11 protein-coding genes are annotated in these 14,489 nt (G+C 69.5%); 5 read left to right on the plus strand and 6 right to left on the minus strand.

Features of this window, described 5'->3' with window-relative positions:
- Positions 1 to 117 precede the first annotated feature (117 nt).
- On the minus strand, positions 118 to 735 hold the full coding sequence (locus OEB96_RS25220; RefSeq protein ID WP_266219275.1) for a PepSY-associated TM helix domain-containing protein: 618 nt from the start codon (positions 733 to 735) through the stop codon (positions 118 to 120).
- The gene (locus OEB96_RS25225) at positions 728 to 1,444 is read right to left on the minus strand and encodes a molybdopterin-dependent oxidoreductase (RefSeq protein WP_266219276.1); all 717 of its coding nucleotides are present in this window, start codon (positions 1,442 to 1,444) and stop codon (positions 728 to 730) included. The genes OEB96_RS25220 and OEB96_RS25225 overlap by 8 nt, the downstream gene beginning before the upstream one ends.
- Positions 1,445 to 1,718: 274 nt before the next feature.
- Between OEB96_RS25225 and OEB96_RS25230 the strand changes: the two genes are divergently transcribed.
- Positions 1,719 to 2,903: an LLM class flavin-dependent oxidoreductase gene (locus tag OEB96_RS25230; RefSeq protein ID WP_266219277.1), complete on the plus strand. Its 1,185-nt coding sequence runs from the start codon at positions 1,719 to 1,721 to the stop codon at positions 2,901 to 2,903.
- A gap of 12 nt (positions 2,904 to 2,915) precedes the next feature.
- Here OEB96_RS25230 and OEB96_RS25235 read toward each other — a convergent pair whose 3' ends face one another.
- On the minus strand, positions 2,916 to 3,323 hold the full coding sequence (locus OEB96_RS25235; RefSeq protein WP_266219278.1) for a hypothetical protein: 408 nt from the start codon (positions 3,321 to 3,323) through the stop codon (positions 2,916 to 2,918).
- Positions 3,324 to 3,486: 163 nt separating this feature from the next.
- On the opposite strand from OEB96_RS25235, the gene OEB96_RS25240 reads away from it, so the two are divergent.
- A complete protein-coding gene (locus OEB96_RS25240) occupies positions 3,487 to 6,804 on the plus strand; it encodes a serine/threonine-protein kinase (protein WP_266219279.1) in 3,318 nt (1,105 codons plus the stop codon).
- Between the two features lie 13 nt (positions 6,805 to 6,817).
- Here OEB96_RS25240 and OEB96_RS25245 read toward each other — a convergent pair whose 3' ends face one another.
- Positions 6,818 to 7,657, minus strand: a complete 840-nt coding sequence (locus OEB96_RS25245; protein WP_266219280.1) for a TauD/TfdA dioxygenase family protein — start codon at positions 7,655 to 7,657, stop codon at positions 6,818 to 6,820.
- Positions 7,658 to 7,754: 97 nt separating this feature from the next.
- Here OEB96_RS25245 and OEB96_RS25250 point away from each other — a divergent pair, with 97 nt between their 5' ends.
- Positions 7,755 to 8,555: a GNAT family N-acetyltransferase gene (locus OEB96_RS25250; protein ID WP_266219281.1), complete on the plus strand. Its 801-nt coding sequence runs from the start codon at positions 7,755 to 7,757 to the stop codon at positions 8,553 to 8,555.
- 48 nt (positions 8,556 to 8,603) lie between these two features.
- On the opposite strand, the gene OEB96_RS25255 is transcribed toward OEB96_RS25250, so the two are convergent.
- On the minus strand, positions 8,604 to 8,900 hold the full coding sequence (locus OEB96_RS25255; protein WP_266219282.1) for a hypothetical protein: 297 nt from the start codon (positions 8,898 to 8,900) through the stop codon (positions 8,604 to 8,606).
- 470 nt (positions 8,901 to 9,370) lie between these two features.
- Between OEB96_RS25255 and OEB96_RS25260 the strand changes: the two genes are divergently transcribed.
- Together OEB96_RS25260 and OEB96_RS25265 are read left to right on the plus strand one after the other, a co-directional pair.
- The gene (locus OEB96_RS25260; protein ID WP_266219283.1) at positions 9,371 to 9,997 is read left to right on the plus strand and encodes an RNA polymerase sigma factor; all 627 of its coding nucleotides are present in this window, start codon (positions 9,371 to 9,373) and stop codon (positions 9,995 to 9,997) included.
- A 3-nt stretch (positions 9,998 to 10,000) separates the two neighbouring features.
- Positions 10,001 to 12,607 (plus strand): serine/threonine-protein kinase, encoded by a 2,607-nt coding sequence (locus tag OEB96_RS25265; RefSeq protein WP_266219284.1) that lies wholly within the window; start codon positions 10,001 to 10,003, stop codon positions 12,605 to 12,607.
- Positions 12,608 to 12,695: 88 nt separating this feature from the next.
- On the opposite strand, the gene OEB96_RS25270 is transcribed toward OEB96_RS25265, so the two are convergent.
- On the minus strand, positions 12,696 to 14,252 hold the full coding sequence (locus OEB96_RS25270; RefSeq protein WP_266219285.1) for a sigma-54-dependent transcriptional regulator: 1,557 nt from the start codon (positions 14,250 to 14,252) through the stop codon (positions 12,696 to 12,698).
- Between the last annotated feature and the right edge of the window lie 237 nt (positions 14,253 to 14,489).

The following is a 14,489-nucleotide window of genomic DNA, read 5'->3' on the forward strand; positions in this document are numbered from 1 at the left end:
CGCCCTTGCAGTCACGCGAGCCGTGCGCCGGCCTTGCCGCGAGCGAGTAGCTCGCCGTCACCCAGCACCAGCGCGGTGCCCCGGGGGACGAGCTCGTTGCCCACGGTCACCTCACCTCTACGGGCTGCCCACGTAGCTCAGGTACACCAGCGGGATCGCGATTCCCAGCCCCACGAGCACCGCGCCCCGGCCCAGCAGGCCCTTGCGTCCCGGCAGCATGAACAGGCCCGAGGTGGCGAGGAACACCAGCACCACCGCATAGCCGTCGGCGAACCATGTCCATGCCTTCTTGCCGCGGTTCAGATGCAGCCAGTTCGCCGCGCGCAGGAACACGCGGGGCTCCTGGCCCTCCTCGAACACCTTGCCATCCGAGAGGGTCACGTGCAGGGTGCGGTGCTCGAAGGTGAGCTCGAGCAGGTCGTCGGTCACGCGGTACACGTCGATGGGCGCTTCGGCGATGCCCGCGTGCCGCTGCACGAGCACGGCCGCCGCCTCGTCGTCGTCGGTGGGCAGCGGAGTTTCCACCACGTACTCGCGTTCGAAGTTCTCGAAGCTCGGATCCCAGTCGGCGATGTGGTTGACCGCCAAGCCGCTGAGGGCATAGATGAAGGTCAGACCCACCGCGATGTAGCCGAAGTCGCGGTGCAGCGCTCGCAGCCACTGGCGCCAGCGGAGCTTGAAGCGGCGCTTGCTGGCGGGTGCTTCGGCCTCCGACTGGGCCCCGCCATCAGGCATAGCGCTCTTCCTTCCACGGATCGGCGTGGTTGTTGTAGCCGCGGGTCTCCCAGTAGCCGGGCTCGTCACGCGCCACGAAGCGGATCCCGGTGAGGTACTTGGCGCTCTTCCAGAAGTAGAGGTCGGGCACCACCGCGCGCACCGGGGCACCATGGGGGCGGCGCAGCGGCTGCCCGCCGAAGTCCCACGCCACCATCACGTCGTCGCGCAGCGCCTCGCGCAGGCGCACGTTGGCGGTGTAGCCCGCAGCCGCCTCGAAGATGACGTGGCGGGCGGTGCTCTCGAGCCCCGCCCGCTCGGCGAGCGCCTTGACCGTGACCCCGGTCCACTTGGCGTCGAGCATGGTCCAGCCGGTCACGCAGTGGACGTCGGAGCGGACGGTCACCGGGCCCATGGCCATCAGCTCGGCGAAGTCGAGCTCGTAGGGGCTCTTCACCTCGCCGTGGACGCGCAGCTTGAAGTTCGCCCGGCTGGGGTCGCCGGGGGTGCCACCCATCGGCTTGAGGGTCTCGATCACGCGCTGCCCGGGAGGCACGCGAGGGCGGCCGTCGTCGCGGGTCTGGGCCTTGGCCTCGCGGGTGAGCCGGTCCGAGATCGCGTAGAGCCCGCCCCCGAGGGCGGCGATCACGGTGCCGGAGGCAGCCCGCATGATGAAGTCGCGCCGCGCGATCGAACGGCAGAGGTCGGGGTCCTGGGTCTCGTTCGTCATGGCTTCTTCGTTGCTCACCTTGGGGGTCTAGGATGACACCGTCTGGGTAGGTGGCATGCAAGGGGGGATATGCACGGGCCTGGAAGAACGTTACGGGGCGTGCGGATCCAGTACGTCGAGCCCCTCGAACGTGGATCACACGCGAGTTTCCCGCAGGCGCCGACCCGGCCGCGCTACCCGACGCGTAGTGGCGATGCTCCCCCGGGCGGTTGACGGGGGCGCGGCGTTCGGGCCTGCTAGATGCCGCGACCATCCTGCGCATTGCCGACCAGCCATGAAGATCGACGTATTCTCCGAGATCCAAAATCCCCAGCCCTGGACCGAAGGGCACGAACACCGGCGGATCCAACAGACACTGGAGCAGGCCAAGCTCGCGGACGAACTCGGCTACGGATGCTTCTGGCTGGTCGAGCACCACGCCGGCGGCGAGTTCAGCCTGTCCTCCGCGCCCGAGCTGATGCTCACGGCGATCTCTGCGCAGACGAAGAACATCCGCCTCGGGCACTCGGCGGTGCTGGCTCCCCATCGCTTCAACCACCCGATCCGCATTGCCGAGCGTGCGGCGTTCCTCGATCACCTCAGCAACGGGCGCGTGGAGCTCGGGATGGCCCGCTCGACCGTACCCGAGTGGCGCCTGTTCAACATCGCGGCGAACGAGGCGCGCGATCAGATGCAGCAGGCGTTCGAGATGGTCCCGCGGATGTGGACGCAGGATCGGTTCTCGTGGAAGAGCGAGTACTTCGAGATCAACGACGTCGGCATCGTGCCCAAGCCCCTGCAAAAGCCTCATCCGCCGCTGTGGCAGGCGTGCTCGAGCCTGACCTCGTTCGAGCAGGCGGGCCGCAACGGCGTGGGAGCGCTCGGAGTGACCCTCTGGGCTCCGCCCTCGCAGGTGAAGGAGTGGATCGAGATCTATCGTGCCGCCGCGCGAAGCACCGATCGTCCGGTGGGCTCGTTCGTCAACGAGCAGGTCGCGTTCTTCACGTTCGTCCACTGCGCCGAGACCGACGAGGAAGCGATGGAGAACGGCGCCGCGACGGCGGCGGCCTGGTACACGAACCGAGCCTTCACCTTCTTCGAGGCACGAGAGACCTTCATGCAGACCGCGGCCGAAGAGGAGGCCAAGATGCGGGACCTGGCCGGCGGCGGGCTCACCGGGCAGTTCCTGCGCGATCGCTCCGCGCAGGGCGAGGCCGCGCCGAATCGGGCTCAGATCGTGATCGGCCGCATCATGGGCGGCGAGGAGGTCTCCGATGCCGAGGTGTTCGATGCGCTCAGCGAGCAAGACTCGCTGATCGTCGGGAGCCCCGAGACCTGCCGGCGCAAGATGGAGGTCTATCGCGAGCTGGGGGTCGACCGCCTGATGTGCTTCCACCAGGTGGGCAACCTCCCGCACGAGAAGGTCATGAAGAGCATCCGGCTCGTGGGCGAGATCATCCCCTCGTTCGATGCCCGCTGAGCCGCGGATGCGTCAGCCGGCCCGCAGGTGCGCTGGTACGACCCACGACTCGCGCGTGACGGTGCGGGGCCGAGCTACCACGGGAGCGACCTGCCCGATGACGACGCGGGCTCGGTAGGGTTCGGGCCGGGGCGGGGCCGGCTCGCGACGGATGGTGTGGGCCGTGAGCGCGGACGGCTGGTCGTCGGCGAAGGCGTAGCCGGGCGGCAGGAAGATGCGACCCGAGGGGCTGATGTAGACGGTCTCCGTCCATGGGGCGGGACGGGAGATCGGAGGGGAGGGGGCCGGTGGGGGCTGGGGTCGAGGGTTGGACCCGACCATGACCCCGGCCGTGGGCACGTGGCCGACGAGGGTGGGCGTGGAGCGGGAGACCCGGATTCCAAGCTCAGTGGGGATCTCGAGCACGGTCAGGTGTGGCATCGAGCGGTCCATCCGGGCACTGCAACGCAGCAGGGGCACCGATCGATGCCCCGAGAAGAAAAAAAGGTAGCAAGGCCGGGGTCAACGGCAACCGCCAATGCAATCGAGGCTTCGATTTCACCTTCGACCCGCCGGCGAGGCGTAGCGCGGTAGTCTGCGGTCGATGACGGTGATCGAGCTCGAAGCGGCCGTGACCAAGTTGGCGACGGCGTTCTCGCGGTCTCCCCAGGCCGAGGAAGCCGTGCGGGGGTGGTGGCGCACCCCATCACCGAGCCCGGGGACGCTCGACGGGGCGCTGGCCAAGGCGGCAAACCTGCTGTCGCGTGATCTCCCACCGCTGTCCAGCACCAGCGAAGGAATCGCCTCGTTGCGCCCGTTCTTCGAGGGCCCGGCCGCATCGGTGCTGCTGTCGTGGTGCTCGGCGAGCGCATGGCGGGGCAACGCCCACATCGCGCCAATGCTCGAGCTGGCCTCCGAGCAGCCCGCGCTCCGCTCCCGGGTGGCCGCGGCGGCGGGCGATCGCGTGGTGGCCGGTCCGCTCGTCGACGCGCTGAGGTGCGCGCCATTGCTCGGCGACGGCGACGAGCTGCGTCGCGACGAGCAGGCGCAGGTGCGCGCCCGCCTGGAGATCCTCGTGTGGGAGGCCGGAGCCACGGCCCGCGAGATCGCCGAGCTGGGCTCATGGATGTTCGGCTCGCGGTCGACGCTCGAGACGATGGTCTCGCGGCCCGCGTTCGGCTCCCTGCGCGGTCGGGTGCTGGCGGCGCGGAGCCTCGAGATCAGCGTGGGCGGAATGCCAGGCGGCGACCCGTCGGGTCTGCTCGGCCCCGTCCTCGCCGCCCTCCAGCCGCTGCTGCTCCATCCCGAGCCGCTGGTGTGGGTTCACGCGGCGCGGGCCCTCGGCCGCCTGATCGGACCCGCCGAGCAGCTCGAGGGCATGTTGCTGGACTGGGTCAATGGCGAGACCGAGGTGCTGCGACAGCGTGCGGTGACGGCTCTGGCTTCGATCCCATCGGAGCGGCTGGGGTTCTTGGCGGGCCAGCTGCGCGCCATCGTGTCGTCGCCGGACGAGGACGCCTGGGTGCTGGCGGCGGTCGCCTCGGCGACTCCCTATCTCTTCTACGAGCGCCACGACATCTGGAAGCGCCTGGCCGATCGGATCCTCGCCGGGGAAGGGGGGCCGCTGACCGCCAGCGCCCTCGCCAGTGGATTGGCGGCGCTGTGGCGCCGCGGCGACAACGAGGTCGAGGTCGCGCGACCGCTGCGAGCGCTTCGCGACATGGCTCGCTTTCCGCCGTCGTCACGGCCCGAGGATCTTCGCGGCTGGATCGAGGTCATCGCGATCACCGACGTGCTCGACGGGGCGGAGCGCGACCCCCTGGACCTCGAGCGCGGGCTCGACAACCTCGTGCGCATCGCGGCCCAGTACGACGACGAGGAGGCCGACGCTCGTGCGGCTCGCTTTGCCGGAGCGCTCGCCCCGGCGATCGCGGAGACGCGCCGTGTGGCCCTCAGCTCGGGAAGCCCGCGTCACCGGGCGGCGGCCATGAATGCGCTGGTTGCATGCACGAGGGCGCTTGCGCTGGGCCTGTGGGCCCCGCTGCTCGCGACCCATCCCGCCGGGCAGGGGATGGAGGTGCCCGATCTCGCCGAGGCTCGGGAGCTGGTGGTGGAGATGCCCGCCGAGATCCTCGAGGTGGTGCGCGAGCATCGACGCGAGGGGGGAGCGGAGCTGCATGCCGACGTACCGCTCGAGGTGCTCGCGCTGACGCTGGGGGGCTACGCGCTGGATGCAGAGTCCGACGCCTCTGATCCCACCCGGCGAAGCGGCGGCTCCACGGCCCACCGGACGTGCCTGTGGCTGCGCAAGCTCGAGGGGCTGTCCGACGGCTCGCGCACGTTCCCACCCGTGCTCGAGCGGGCGCTCTCCGAGGTGTTCTGGCGCCTGGTCGATGCCACCCGCGGTACCGCGCGAGACATTGACGACGACGACGAGGAGTGGCTGGGGCCGTTTGCGGCCTGGTGGGCGCTGGTCATCGACCGACCGGTGGTGCTACGCCGGCTTGCCAACGCGCTGCCCATGGTGCACGACCGCGCGCTCGAGCTGTGCTGCGAGCAGGCCGACGTGCTGCGGACGGCAGTGTCCTCGGGTGCCACCAGCAAGGACTGGATCGTGCAAGCCGATGTGGCGCTGGAGAAGCTGCACACGGGGCAGACCGAGCTGGCCCATGGCTTGGTCGGGTTGGCGCGAGCCATGCGAGCGTTCGAGGGGGCGGTGGGGCGCAAGCCGGGGCTCGAGCCGCTGTGCCTCGAGCTCGTGCTCGCGTCCGATCGCCTGGTGCGGGCCCTGGGTGATCCGGTCAAGGCGCTTCGACCGGCGGCGCCGGACGGAGAGTCCCCGGACTCGCTGACGCCGGGGGCGGCGACCAACGCACCGCGGGTGGCGAGCCTGGTGGCGCGTGCGGTCTCGACCCGCGAGCCCTCGATGGTCGACGTGTGGCTCGCGTCGCTCGGGCCCACCGTGGCGGCGCTGGTCGAGACCTCGATTCGGGGGGCGATCCAGCGGACCCCGCCGCCGCCGCCCAAGAAGAAGCAAGAGCTGCGGAGCATCGAGGGCTACGAGCTGGTCAAGCCGCTGGGCGAGGGCGGCGTGGGCACGGTGTGGTTGGTGCGCAAGCCGGGGGCGGATCGCCTGTTCGTCCTCAAGATCCCCAAGCTCGAGGCGCTCGAAGCGGCCTCCGACTTCGAGCGCGAGGGAATCCTGGCGTCGTTCGTGGAGGAGGCGGCGGCGTTGGCCAGCCTCTACCACCCCAACGTCGCCAACATCATCGATCGCGGGGTGTCCAACGGGGCACCGTTCCTCGTGCTCGAGTACCTCATTGGCGCCGATCTCAAACAGTACTCGACCGCGCGCAAGATGTCGCTGTTCGAGCTGCGCAAGGTGGTGCTCGAGACCTGCGCGGGGCTGGCGGCCCTGCACGCGGCGGGTCTCATCCACCGGGACATCAAGCCTGCGAACCTGTGGCTGCGCCTGCCGCTCGCGGGGGGCGAGCGCTTCGACCCGGAGCGCCACCGCGACCCCGCGGTGACGATGCCGCTGTCGACGGTCGTGATCGACTTCGGGATGGTCCGGGCGGCCAAGGTCGCGCCCGACGTCGGGGGTCGCTTCGTGGCCGGGACGGCCGGCTACATCGCACCCGAGCAGGTGCTCGACCCCGTGGAGCTCGATCCGCGGGCCGACGTCTATTCGCTCGCGGGCACGATCTACAACGTCACCACGGGCCGGGCGTTCTTCGACGACATCGAGGATCACCGCTCGCGGATCGTGGCCCACATGCAGCGCGATCCGTTCGAGGACGACGAGCGCCTGCGCATGTTCCCGACCGAGATCGCACGGCTCTTGCGGGGGGCGACAGCCCGAGAACCCGCCGATCGGCCGTATCCGGTGGAATTCGCCCGAGCGTTCGCAGCGGCGCTGTAGCGATGCGTGGGCTTCAGCGCGGGCGATCGCCGGCGATCATCACCCGGTGCATGATCCGAATGGCCGGAAAGTAGTCGTTGGTCGGGCGGTGCACGGTCGCTCGGTTGTCCCAGAACGCGATGGTGCCCGGCTGCCAGCGCAGCCGAAAGGCGTGCTCCGGCAGTTCGATGTGCTCGTAGAGGAACCCGAGGATCGCGTCGCTCTCGCGCTCGCCGAGCCCCTCGATGCCGGTCGTCCACAGCCGGTTGACGAACAGCCCCTTGCGGCCGCTCTCGGGGTGCGTGCGCACGAGCGGATGCCGGCGCGGCGGATTGGCGCGCACGACCGGAGCGAGGCGCTCGGCGCCCCCGGGCTCGGCGAGGCTGTGGCGAAAGCCGTGGGCGAACGAGTGCACGGCCTCGAGCCCGTCGAGGTAGCGGCGCATGCGATCGGACAGACCGTCCCATGCGGCCTGCAAGCTGGCGAAGGCCGTGTCACCGCCCGCCTCGGGGATCTCCACCGCGCGGAGGATCGAGCCGAGGGGCGGGCACTCGTAGCAGGTCAGGTCGGTGTGCCAGCTGTCGATCTTGGTCGGCTGGTCGGGGCTGCTGGCGAGCACGGTCACCACCGGATGGCCGGGCACGGTGGGGTAGGCGGGGTGCGGGACCGGGGTGCCAAAGCGCTGCGCGAGCGCGACGTGGTGGGCGGGCTCGATGTGCTGCTGATCGCGAAACACCAGCACCAGGTGCTCGAGCAGCGCTGCGTGCAGCACGCCGAACAGGTCGTCGTCGATGGGGGCGCAAAGATCGATCCCCGTGATCTCGGCGCCGATCGTGGGGGTGATGCGCTGCACTCGAGGCATGGGCGCTGGCACGGGCTCATTGTACGCATTCGGTGGCCGATGCGTCGTGGCAGCCTGGGGTTTGGGTTGTATGGGCCTTGGAAGCCGTGGCAAAAGCGGGCTGCCGTCCATGACCTCCGGTCCAATCGATCCCCATGCAATGTGGCGGGTGCTGGTGGATGCGCTCGACCGTCTCCCCGACGCGACGCTCGAGGACGAGGACCACTGGGTGCAGCTTCGTACGCCGTCCTCGCGCCACACCGGCCACAACGTGATCTTGCGGGCGAAGCTGACGGCCGAGGAGGCCGATGCCCGGATCGACGCGGTGCTCGCCGAGCATGCCGAGCGGGGATCGGGGATCCGGTGGGTGGTCGACGCCGACTCGAGTCCCGCCGACCTCGCCCAGCGTCTGACCGCGCGAGGGCTGCGGTCGCTGGGCCGTGGGATCGGCATGGTGCGCCGCGTCGAGTCGCCGCCGCATCCCGAGCCGCCGCCCGGGGTCCGTGTGGTGCGGGCCACGGTGGACGACTGCGAGCGGCTGGGCGAGATCATCTCCGCCGCGTGGGGTCTATCGCCGGCCTTCGGTCGGACGATGACCGACGTGGCCCGACGGGCCTTCGCCGGCGCGGGAGGTGACCTCGCCTACTGGCTGGCCCACGACGGCGAGACGCTCGTGGGCTCGTCGATGCTGCGGGTGTTGCCGGGCCTGGGCTACCTGCAAGGTGCGGGCGTGGTGCCGTCGGCTCGTGGGCGCGGGATCTATCAGGCGCTGACCTGGGTGCGCATCGCCGAGCTACACCGTCGTGGCATCGAGCGCGTGGTGATCTGGGCCAACGCGCAGACCTCGGGCCCGGTGGCGCACAAGCTGGGCTTCGTGCCGGTCACCGAGGCGCATTTCTTCGAGCGGCATGCAGATGATCCATCGACCTGAGCCACTCGAGCGCGCTCGGTCCAGGATGGGTCGTCGAACGATCTTGCATCAATGGATCTCCGGCCGCTGGAACCACTCGGCTCCGCATGCGATCGCATGGCGCTCCAGCGCGAGGTTCAGGGCATCCATGTCGAGCGTGCGGCCGGGCTCGGGCCAGAGTCGATCGATCACGAGCCCTCCGTCGCGGACTCGCCCCTCCAGCCGTCCTACCAGGGGGCGGGCGGAGGCGGTGAGCTTGCGCTCGTAGCGGACGAACTTGTTGCCGCGGATGAAGTAGAGATCGGGGCCCATGTCGAACACGGCCTTGATCGACTCGAACGACACCGACTCGCGGTAGGCCTCCATGAGGGCGGTGGCCTTGTCGGGGGCGCGAAGCAGGGTCCAGATCCCGGCGACGTCGAGCTCGATGACCTGGGGGTTCTCGGGGATGGTCTCGAGCCAGCCGTTGTAGGCGTCCTGGATGGCCCGATGCTACCAGCTTCGCGAAGGCCTGGAGGAGCGCCGGATCGCGGCGGGACGTCGACGTGTCGAGCGCCCGACGCGCTCTGGGGGCCAGCCCAAGAAACCTGCACCTCCCCGCAGCCAAAGCGTCGCGCGGGAATACTCTTCTCTTGGACGTCGAGGCCCATGGTGGGCACCCGATGTCGCCATCGAGTCCGTTGCCCGAAGCCCAGTCCGATGCAAGCACTCACTCATCACGAAACCCGGTGGGATGGCCCACCGCTCTCCGTGACCGGCCGGTCGCAGACCCACCTCCCCGGGATGCCCTCGTCGGGGGCGCTGTGGCCATCCGCGCGGGGCGTAGACTCGCAGCAATGCAGGATGTGGAGCTTCTGCAGGCGTGGCGCCGGGGTGATCGTGCGGCCGGCGAGGAGCTCTTCGAGCGCCATTATCCGATGGTGGAGCGGTTCTTCCGCAACAAGGCGACCGAGCCCGAGGAGCTGATCCAGCGCACGTTCTTGGGCTGCATCGACGCTTCGGTCCGGTTCCGCGGCGAATCGACGTTTCGGGCGTTCTTGCTGGGAGTCGCGACCAACGCGCTGCGCGACCACTACCGACGGTTCCTGCGCCACGAGGGGATCGAGACCCTGGACGCCGCATCGATGAAGGATCTGGGCCAGACCCCGAGCCGAGTCATCGCGAAGAAGGAGCAGGAGCGGCTCTTGCTCGAAGGGCTGCGGCGATTGCCCGTGGGGCTCCAGCTCGTGCTCGAGCTGCGGTACTGGGAAGATCTCGATCAGGAGGAGCTCGCGCAGATCCTCGGTCTACCTCGGAGCACGGTGAACACCCGCCTTCGGCGGGCTCGGGAGCTGCTCGAGAAGCACGTCGGCGAGCTGGCCGCATCCACCGAGATGCTGCACAGCACGATCACCCGCCTCGACGACTGGGTCGAGCTCCAGCGGCAGCAACGACCCGCGGCCCCAGGGGAGCGCCAGGGCTAGACCATGGCAGAGAACATCCAGATCGAGGACGCGCTGGCCCGGCTCGGCCACGCGCGAGCCGAGGGCGAGCCAGACGACGAGTACAAGCGCGACATCAAGGCGCGGATCTTCGGCAGTCCGAGGCCGCCCCGTCGCATCGGTCGCTTCATCGATCTGGGTCTGTTGGGACACGGGGCCATGGGAACCGTGCGGCGAGCCTACGACGAGCGGCTCGCTCGCGAGGTCGCCATCAAGCTGGTGCGCCACGGGTCGGCACCTCGGCACCACGACCGCCTGCTGCGAGAGGCCCAAGCCCTGGCCCAGCTCTCGCACCCCAACGTGGTGCAGATCTACGAGGTCGGTGAGCTCGCCAGCGAGGTCTTCATCGCGATGGAGCTGATCGAGGGCGTCACGCTCCACGAGTGGCAGCACGAGCCTCGTTCTTGGCGCGAGTGCCTGGAGGTCTACCTGCAGGCCGGGCGGGGTCTCGCCGCCGCCCATGCAACGGGGCTGGTCCACCGTGACTTCAAGCCCACCAACTGCATCCGGGACGAGAAGGGGCGGGTTCGGGTCCTCGACTTCGGGCTGGCCCGGGCCGTCGGCTTCGTGGATCCATCTGGTCCGCCTCCCCGCGATTCCGAAGATCTCGTCACCACGGTGGGAGCGTCGGCTGGTGGCTCCACTGCATCGCACGGGTCGAGCGGCAGCCTGCTCCAGGCGCAGCTCACCGAGCGCAATGCGATCGTCGGCACGATCGCCTACATGGCTCCCGAGCAGCTCGGGGGACGACGGGTCGATGCCAAGAGCGACCAGTTCAGCTTCTGCGTGGCGCTCTACGAGGCACTGTACGGACTGCTCCCGTTCTCGCGGGACCCCCGACCCGTGCTGATGGCGATGATGGGAGGCCACGATCAGCCTCCCCTCGTCGATCCGAGCTCGCCCAAGGTTCCTCGTGCGCTGCGACGTGCCGTCGTGCGGGGGCTGTCGGGCAATCCGGACGCGCGCTGGCCGTCGATGAGCGCGTTGCTCGAGGAGCTCGAGCGACTCGGGAAGCGGCGGTCGATGACGTGGGCCTCGGCCGGCGTCGCCTCCGTGCTCCTCATGGCCGGGGGGTGGCTGGCTTCATCGAGCGGGGAGCGAGCACCGTGCCGCGATGCGGCGGGGGACACGGCCGAGCTGTGGAGCGACGAGCGGCGAGCTCGGGTCGAGCACGCGCTGCTCCTTGCTGGCCGGGGCTATGGCGAGCAGACCTGGGCGACCGTGGACGAGGCGATCGAGCACTACGCGCGAGGGCTCGCGGACCAGTACGTCGAAGCCTGCGAGGCGACCAAGGTTCGATCCGAGGAAGCGCTTCCCGATCTCGAGCTCAGGAACGCCTGCCTCGATCGACAGCGAGGTGAGCTCGAGGGCACGATCGCAACGCTCGCCGATGCCGACGACGCCGACGATGCCGTGGCACAGAGGGCCGTCGATCTGGTCGCAGCGCTGCGTCTGCACGAGGAGTGTGCCGATCTCGATGCCTTGAGGCGAGCCGCCGAGCACGAGGACTCCGATGCCGGAATGGTGGCGCAGGTGCGAGAGCGCTTGGGAGCGGCTCGACGTTCTCGGGTCCTTGGCAGGTACGAAGACGGGCTTCGAATCGTCGAGGAGCTGTCGCAGTTCGTGCCGGATCTCGATGGCTCGCTGTTGGCCGAGATCCAGGTCGAGGAGGGAACCCTTCGCGCCGACCTGTACGAGCATCAGCGTGCGGCCGAGTTGCTGACGCACGCGTTCCAGGACGCGCTGAGGAACCGCGCCAACGAGATCGCCGTCGATGCGGTCGTGCCGTTGATCTACGTGGTGGGAATCGAGCAAGCCAGGCCGGAGGAGGCCCTCACCCTGGGACTGATGGCCGAGCCACTGGTTGAGCAGGAGGGGGCCACGGCTCGTGCTCGCGCCGAGGTCCTCACGGTGCTGGGACAGGTCCTCATCACGCGTGGAGATCATGACGCGGCGCAGCGGAAGCTCGAAGATGCGGTCGACATCCTCGGTGACGCCTACGGCCGCGACCACATCCTCCTCGCCAGGCCCCTCGACAGCCTGGCCACCGCGCTGCGCGAGCAGGGGGCGCTCCAGGCGGCCGGTGGTGCGTCGCAGCGTGCGCTCGACATCCGCATCGGCCGGCTGGGTAAGAACCACCCCGACGTCATCCACCAGCACATCAACCTCGGCGCCGTGTTCCAGTCGTCGGAGGACGACGAGCGAGCTCTGCTGCACTATCGGTACGCCCTCGACCTCCTACGAAGCACCGACGCCCCTGCACGAGACGTGCTGGCCCACGTGCGCACCAACCTCGGCGCGCTGCTCGCCAAGCACCAACAGTGGGAGGAGGCCGAGCCGATGCTCCGGCTCGGCATCGAGGACTGGGTGGCCGTCAACGGCCCCCGGCACCCGCGGGTGGCCAAGGCACGCCTGGGCCTGGGCCGGTTGCTCCACCGTCGTGGTCGCGACGACGAGGCGGTCGGCGAGCTCGAGCTCGCGCTGGAGATCTTCGAGGAGCAGCGGCCGACACCCGAGCTCGCACGCATCATGGATTCTGCGCGCGAGAGTCTCGATGAAGCACGAAGGGCCGAAGGATCGACCGACCAGTAGCTGCAACCGAGGCTCGAGGATCAATGGGGGACATGAATGCCATCGATGGGGCAGGGGGCTGCTCGACGCGAAGTGCGTGGCGGGACCTCTACTCCTCGCCCAGCAGCGAGCGCAGCGCCTCGATCTGCTCCTTGGCCGTGCGGAGGGACTTCTGGTGATTGCGCGACTTGACGAGGTTGCCCCGGCCGAGGCTCTCGAACGCGGTCTCGAGCTCGCCTCGCTCGATCGCGGCGAGCAGCACCAGCCCGCGGAATGCCGTCACCACGGTCTCCAGGGGCAGCTCGCGCCCGTCTCGGTGCAGGCGGGCGGCGTGGTCGGCAACCCACGCCGCGGCGCGCTGGATCGGCGCCAGCGCGCCCCCTGGCTCTGCGCTGGGCCGACTCCTGGCGTGCTCCATCATCAACGCGGCCTCGATGTGGTCGTGCCCGATGGTCAGCGGTTCGTGAGCCGCAGCCACGGGCGGAACGTCGACCAGGGCCAGCGCGAATGCTCGTCGCAGCACGTTGTCGAGCTGGCGCAGGTTGCCGGGCCAGCGCTGCTCGAGCAGCGGCTCGAAGGCGGGCGCCTCCAGTACCACGGTGCGCTCGGCACCGGCGCGGCGCTCCACCATGAAGCGTGCCCAGTCGGGAAGCTCGTCGCGACGCTCGGCCAGCGTCGGCAAGCGAATGGGCAGCACGTTGATCCTGTAGTAGAGGTCCGGCAGGAAGCGGCGTTCGGCGATCGCGTGCTCGAGGTCGGCGTTGGTTCCGACCACGAAGCGCAGCTCGGCGGTTTCGTCCCGGTCCCCACCGAGTTGCCGGAAGGTCCCGTCTTCGAGCAACCGCAGCATCGATGCCTGGGCTCTCAGGTCGAGCTTGTCGATCTCGTCGATGAACAACGTGCCTCCCCGAGCCCGGGAGACAGCGCCGTCCTGGTCGCGTCCGGCTCCGGTGAACGCGCCCTTGCGCCAGCCGAAGAGCTCTCCCTGCTGGAGATCTCCCGGAACGGCGTTGAGGTCGACCACCTCGAAGGGGCCCTCGGAGCGCGGAGACTTTGCATGGCACCAGCGAGCCAGCCGCGACTTGCCCGTACCCGTGGCCCCGAGCAAGAGGATCGTCTCGTCGTTCCGGGCAAAGACGCGAAGGTTGCGCACGATGGGCTGCATGATCTGGCCCACGACTGGGAGCATGGAGTCGATGGTCGGTACCTCCTGTCGGCGTGCCGGCAAGCGCAGGAGGTAGGGCGCTGCCATGTCGACCAATGCTCGCAAGTCGTCGACGCAGTCCGGCCAGATGAAGGGCTTGCCCACGGCTCGCACGCAGTGGGCCTCGAGGGAGATCTGACCCACCAAGGCGCCGCCCACGTCGTTCAGCGGCAAGACGAGCATGTGGGTGGTCTGGCGGCGACGGGCGACGGCCAGGGTTCGCCGGCCATCGAAGCCGGCATCGTTGGCATCGAGGCTCGAGGGGGCTGGGCCGCCCGGATCGAGCACGAGGGTGCCGGTGAGGACGTCGATCGCCACTGGAACGCCGTGGGCCTGCACGTGGCGCCAGGCGGTGGCGGAGGACAGGAAGGAGGCGTCGGCGTCGGGAACCTCGACCTGGCTCTGACCCGGCGTGAGCACGAGGAGACCCTTGTAGCCGCCTGCGGGGCGGAGATGGAGCACGGCACGCTCGCAGCGCAACCCATCGTGAGTGGATGCGTCCGCTGCCGTGGCGGCGGTGTTCAGCAGCGCCGAAAGAAGCCCATGGGCTGCGTCTTCCAGGGCCGAAGCCCGGCGCAGGCCATCGAGGAGGCGGGCGAGCGGTGCTCCCGTTGGGTCCGCTGGTCGAGCTGGCACCGCTCCATGGTGTGGTCGATGGCTTCGTGGGGTCAACCGGAGGTGACCCGAGGAGATCGAATC

Origin of the sequence: Paraliomyxa miuraensis, assembly GCF_026337845.1 — a bacterium.
Lineage (GTDB): Bacteria > Myxococcota_A > Polyangia > Nannocystales > Nannocystaceae > Paraliomyxa > Paraliomyxa miuraensis.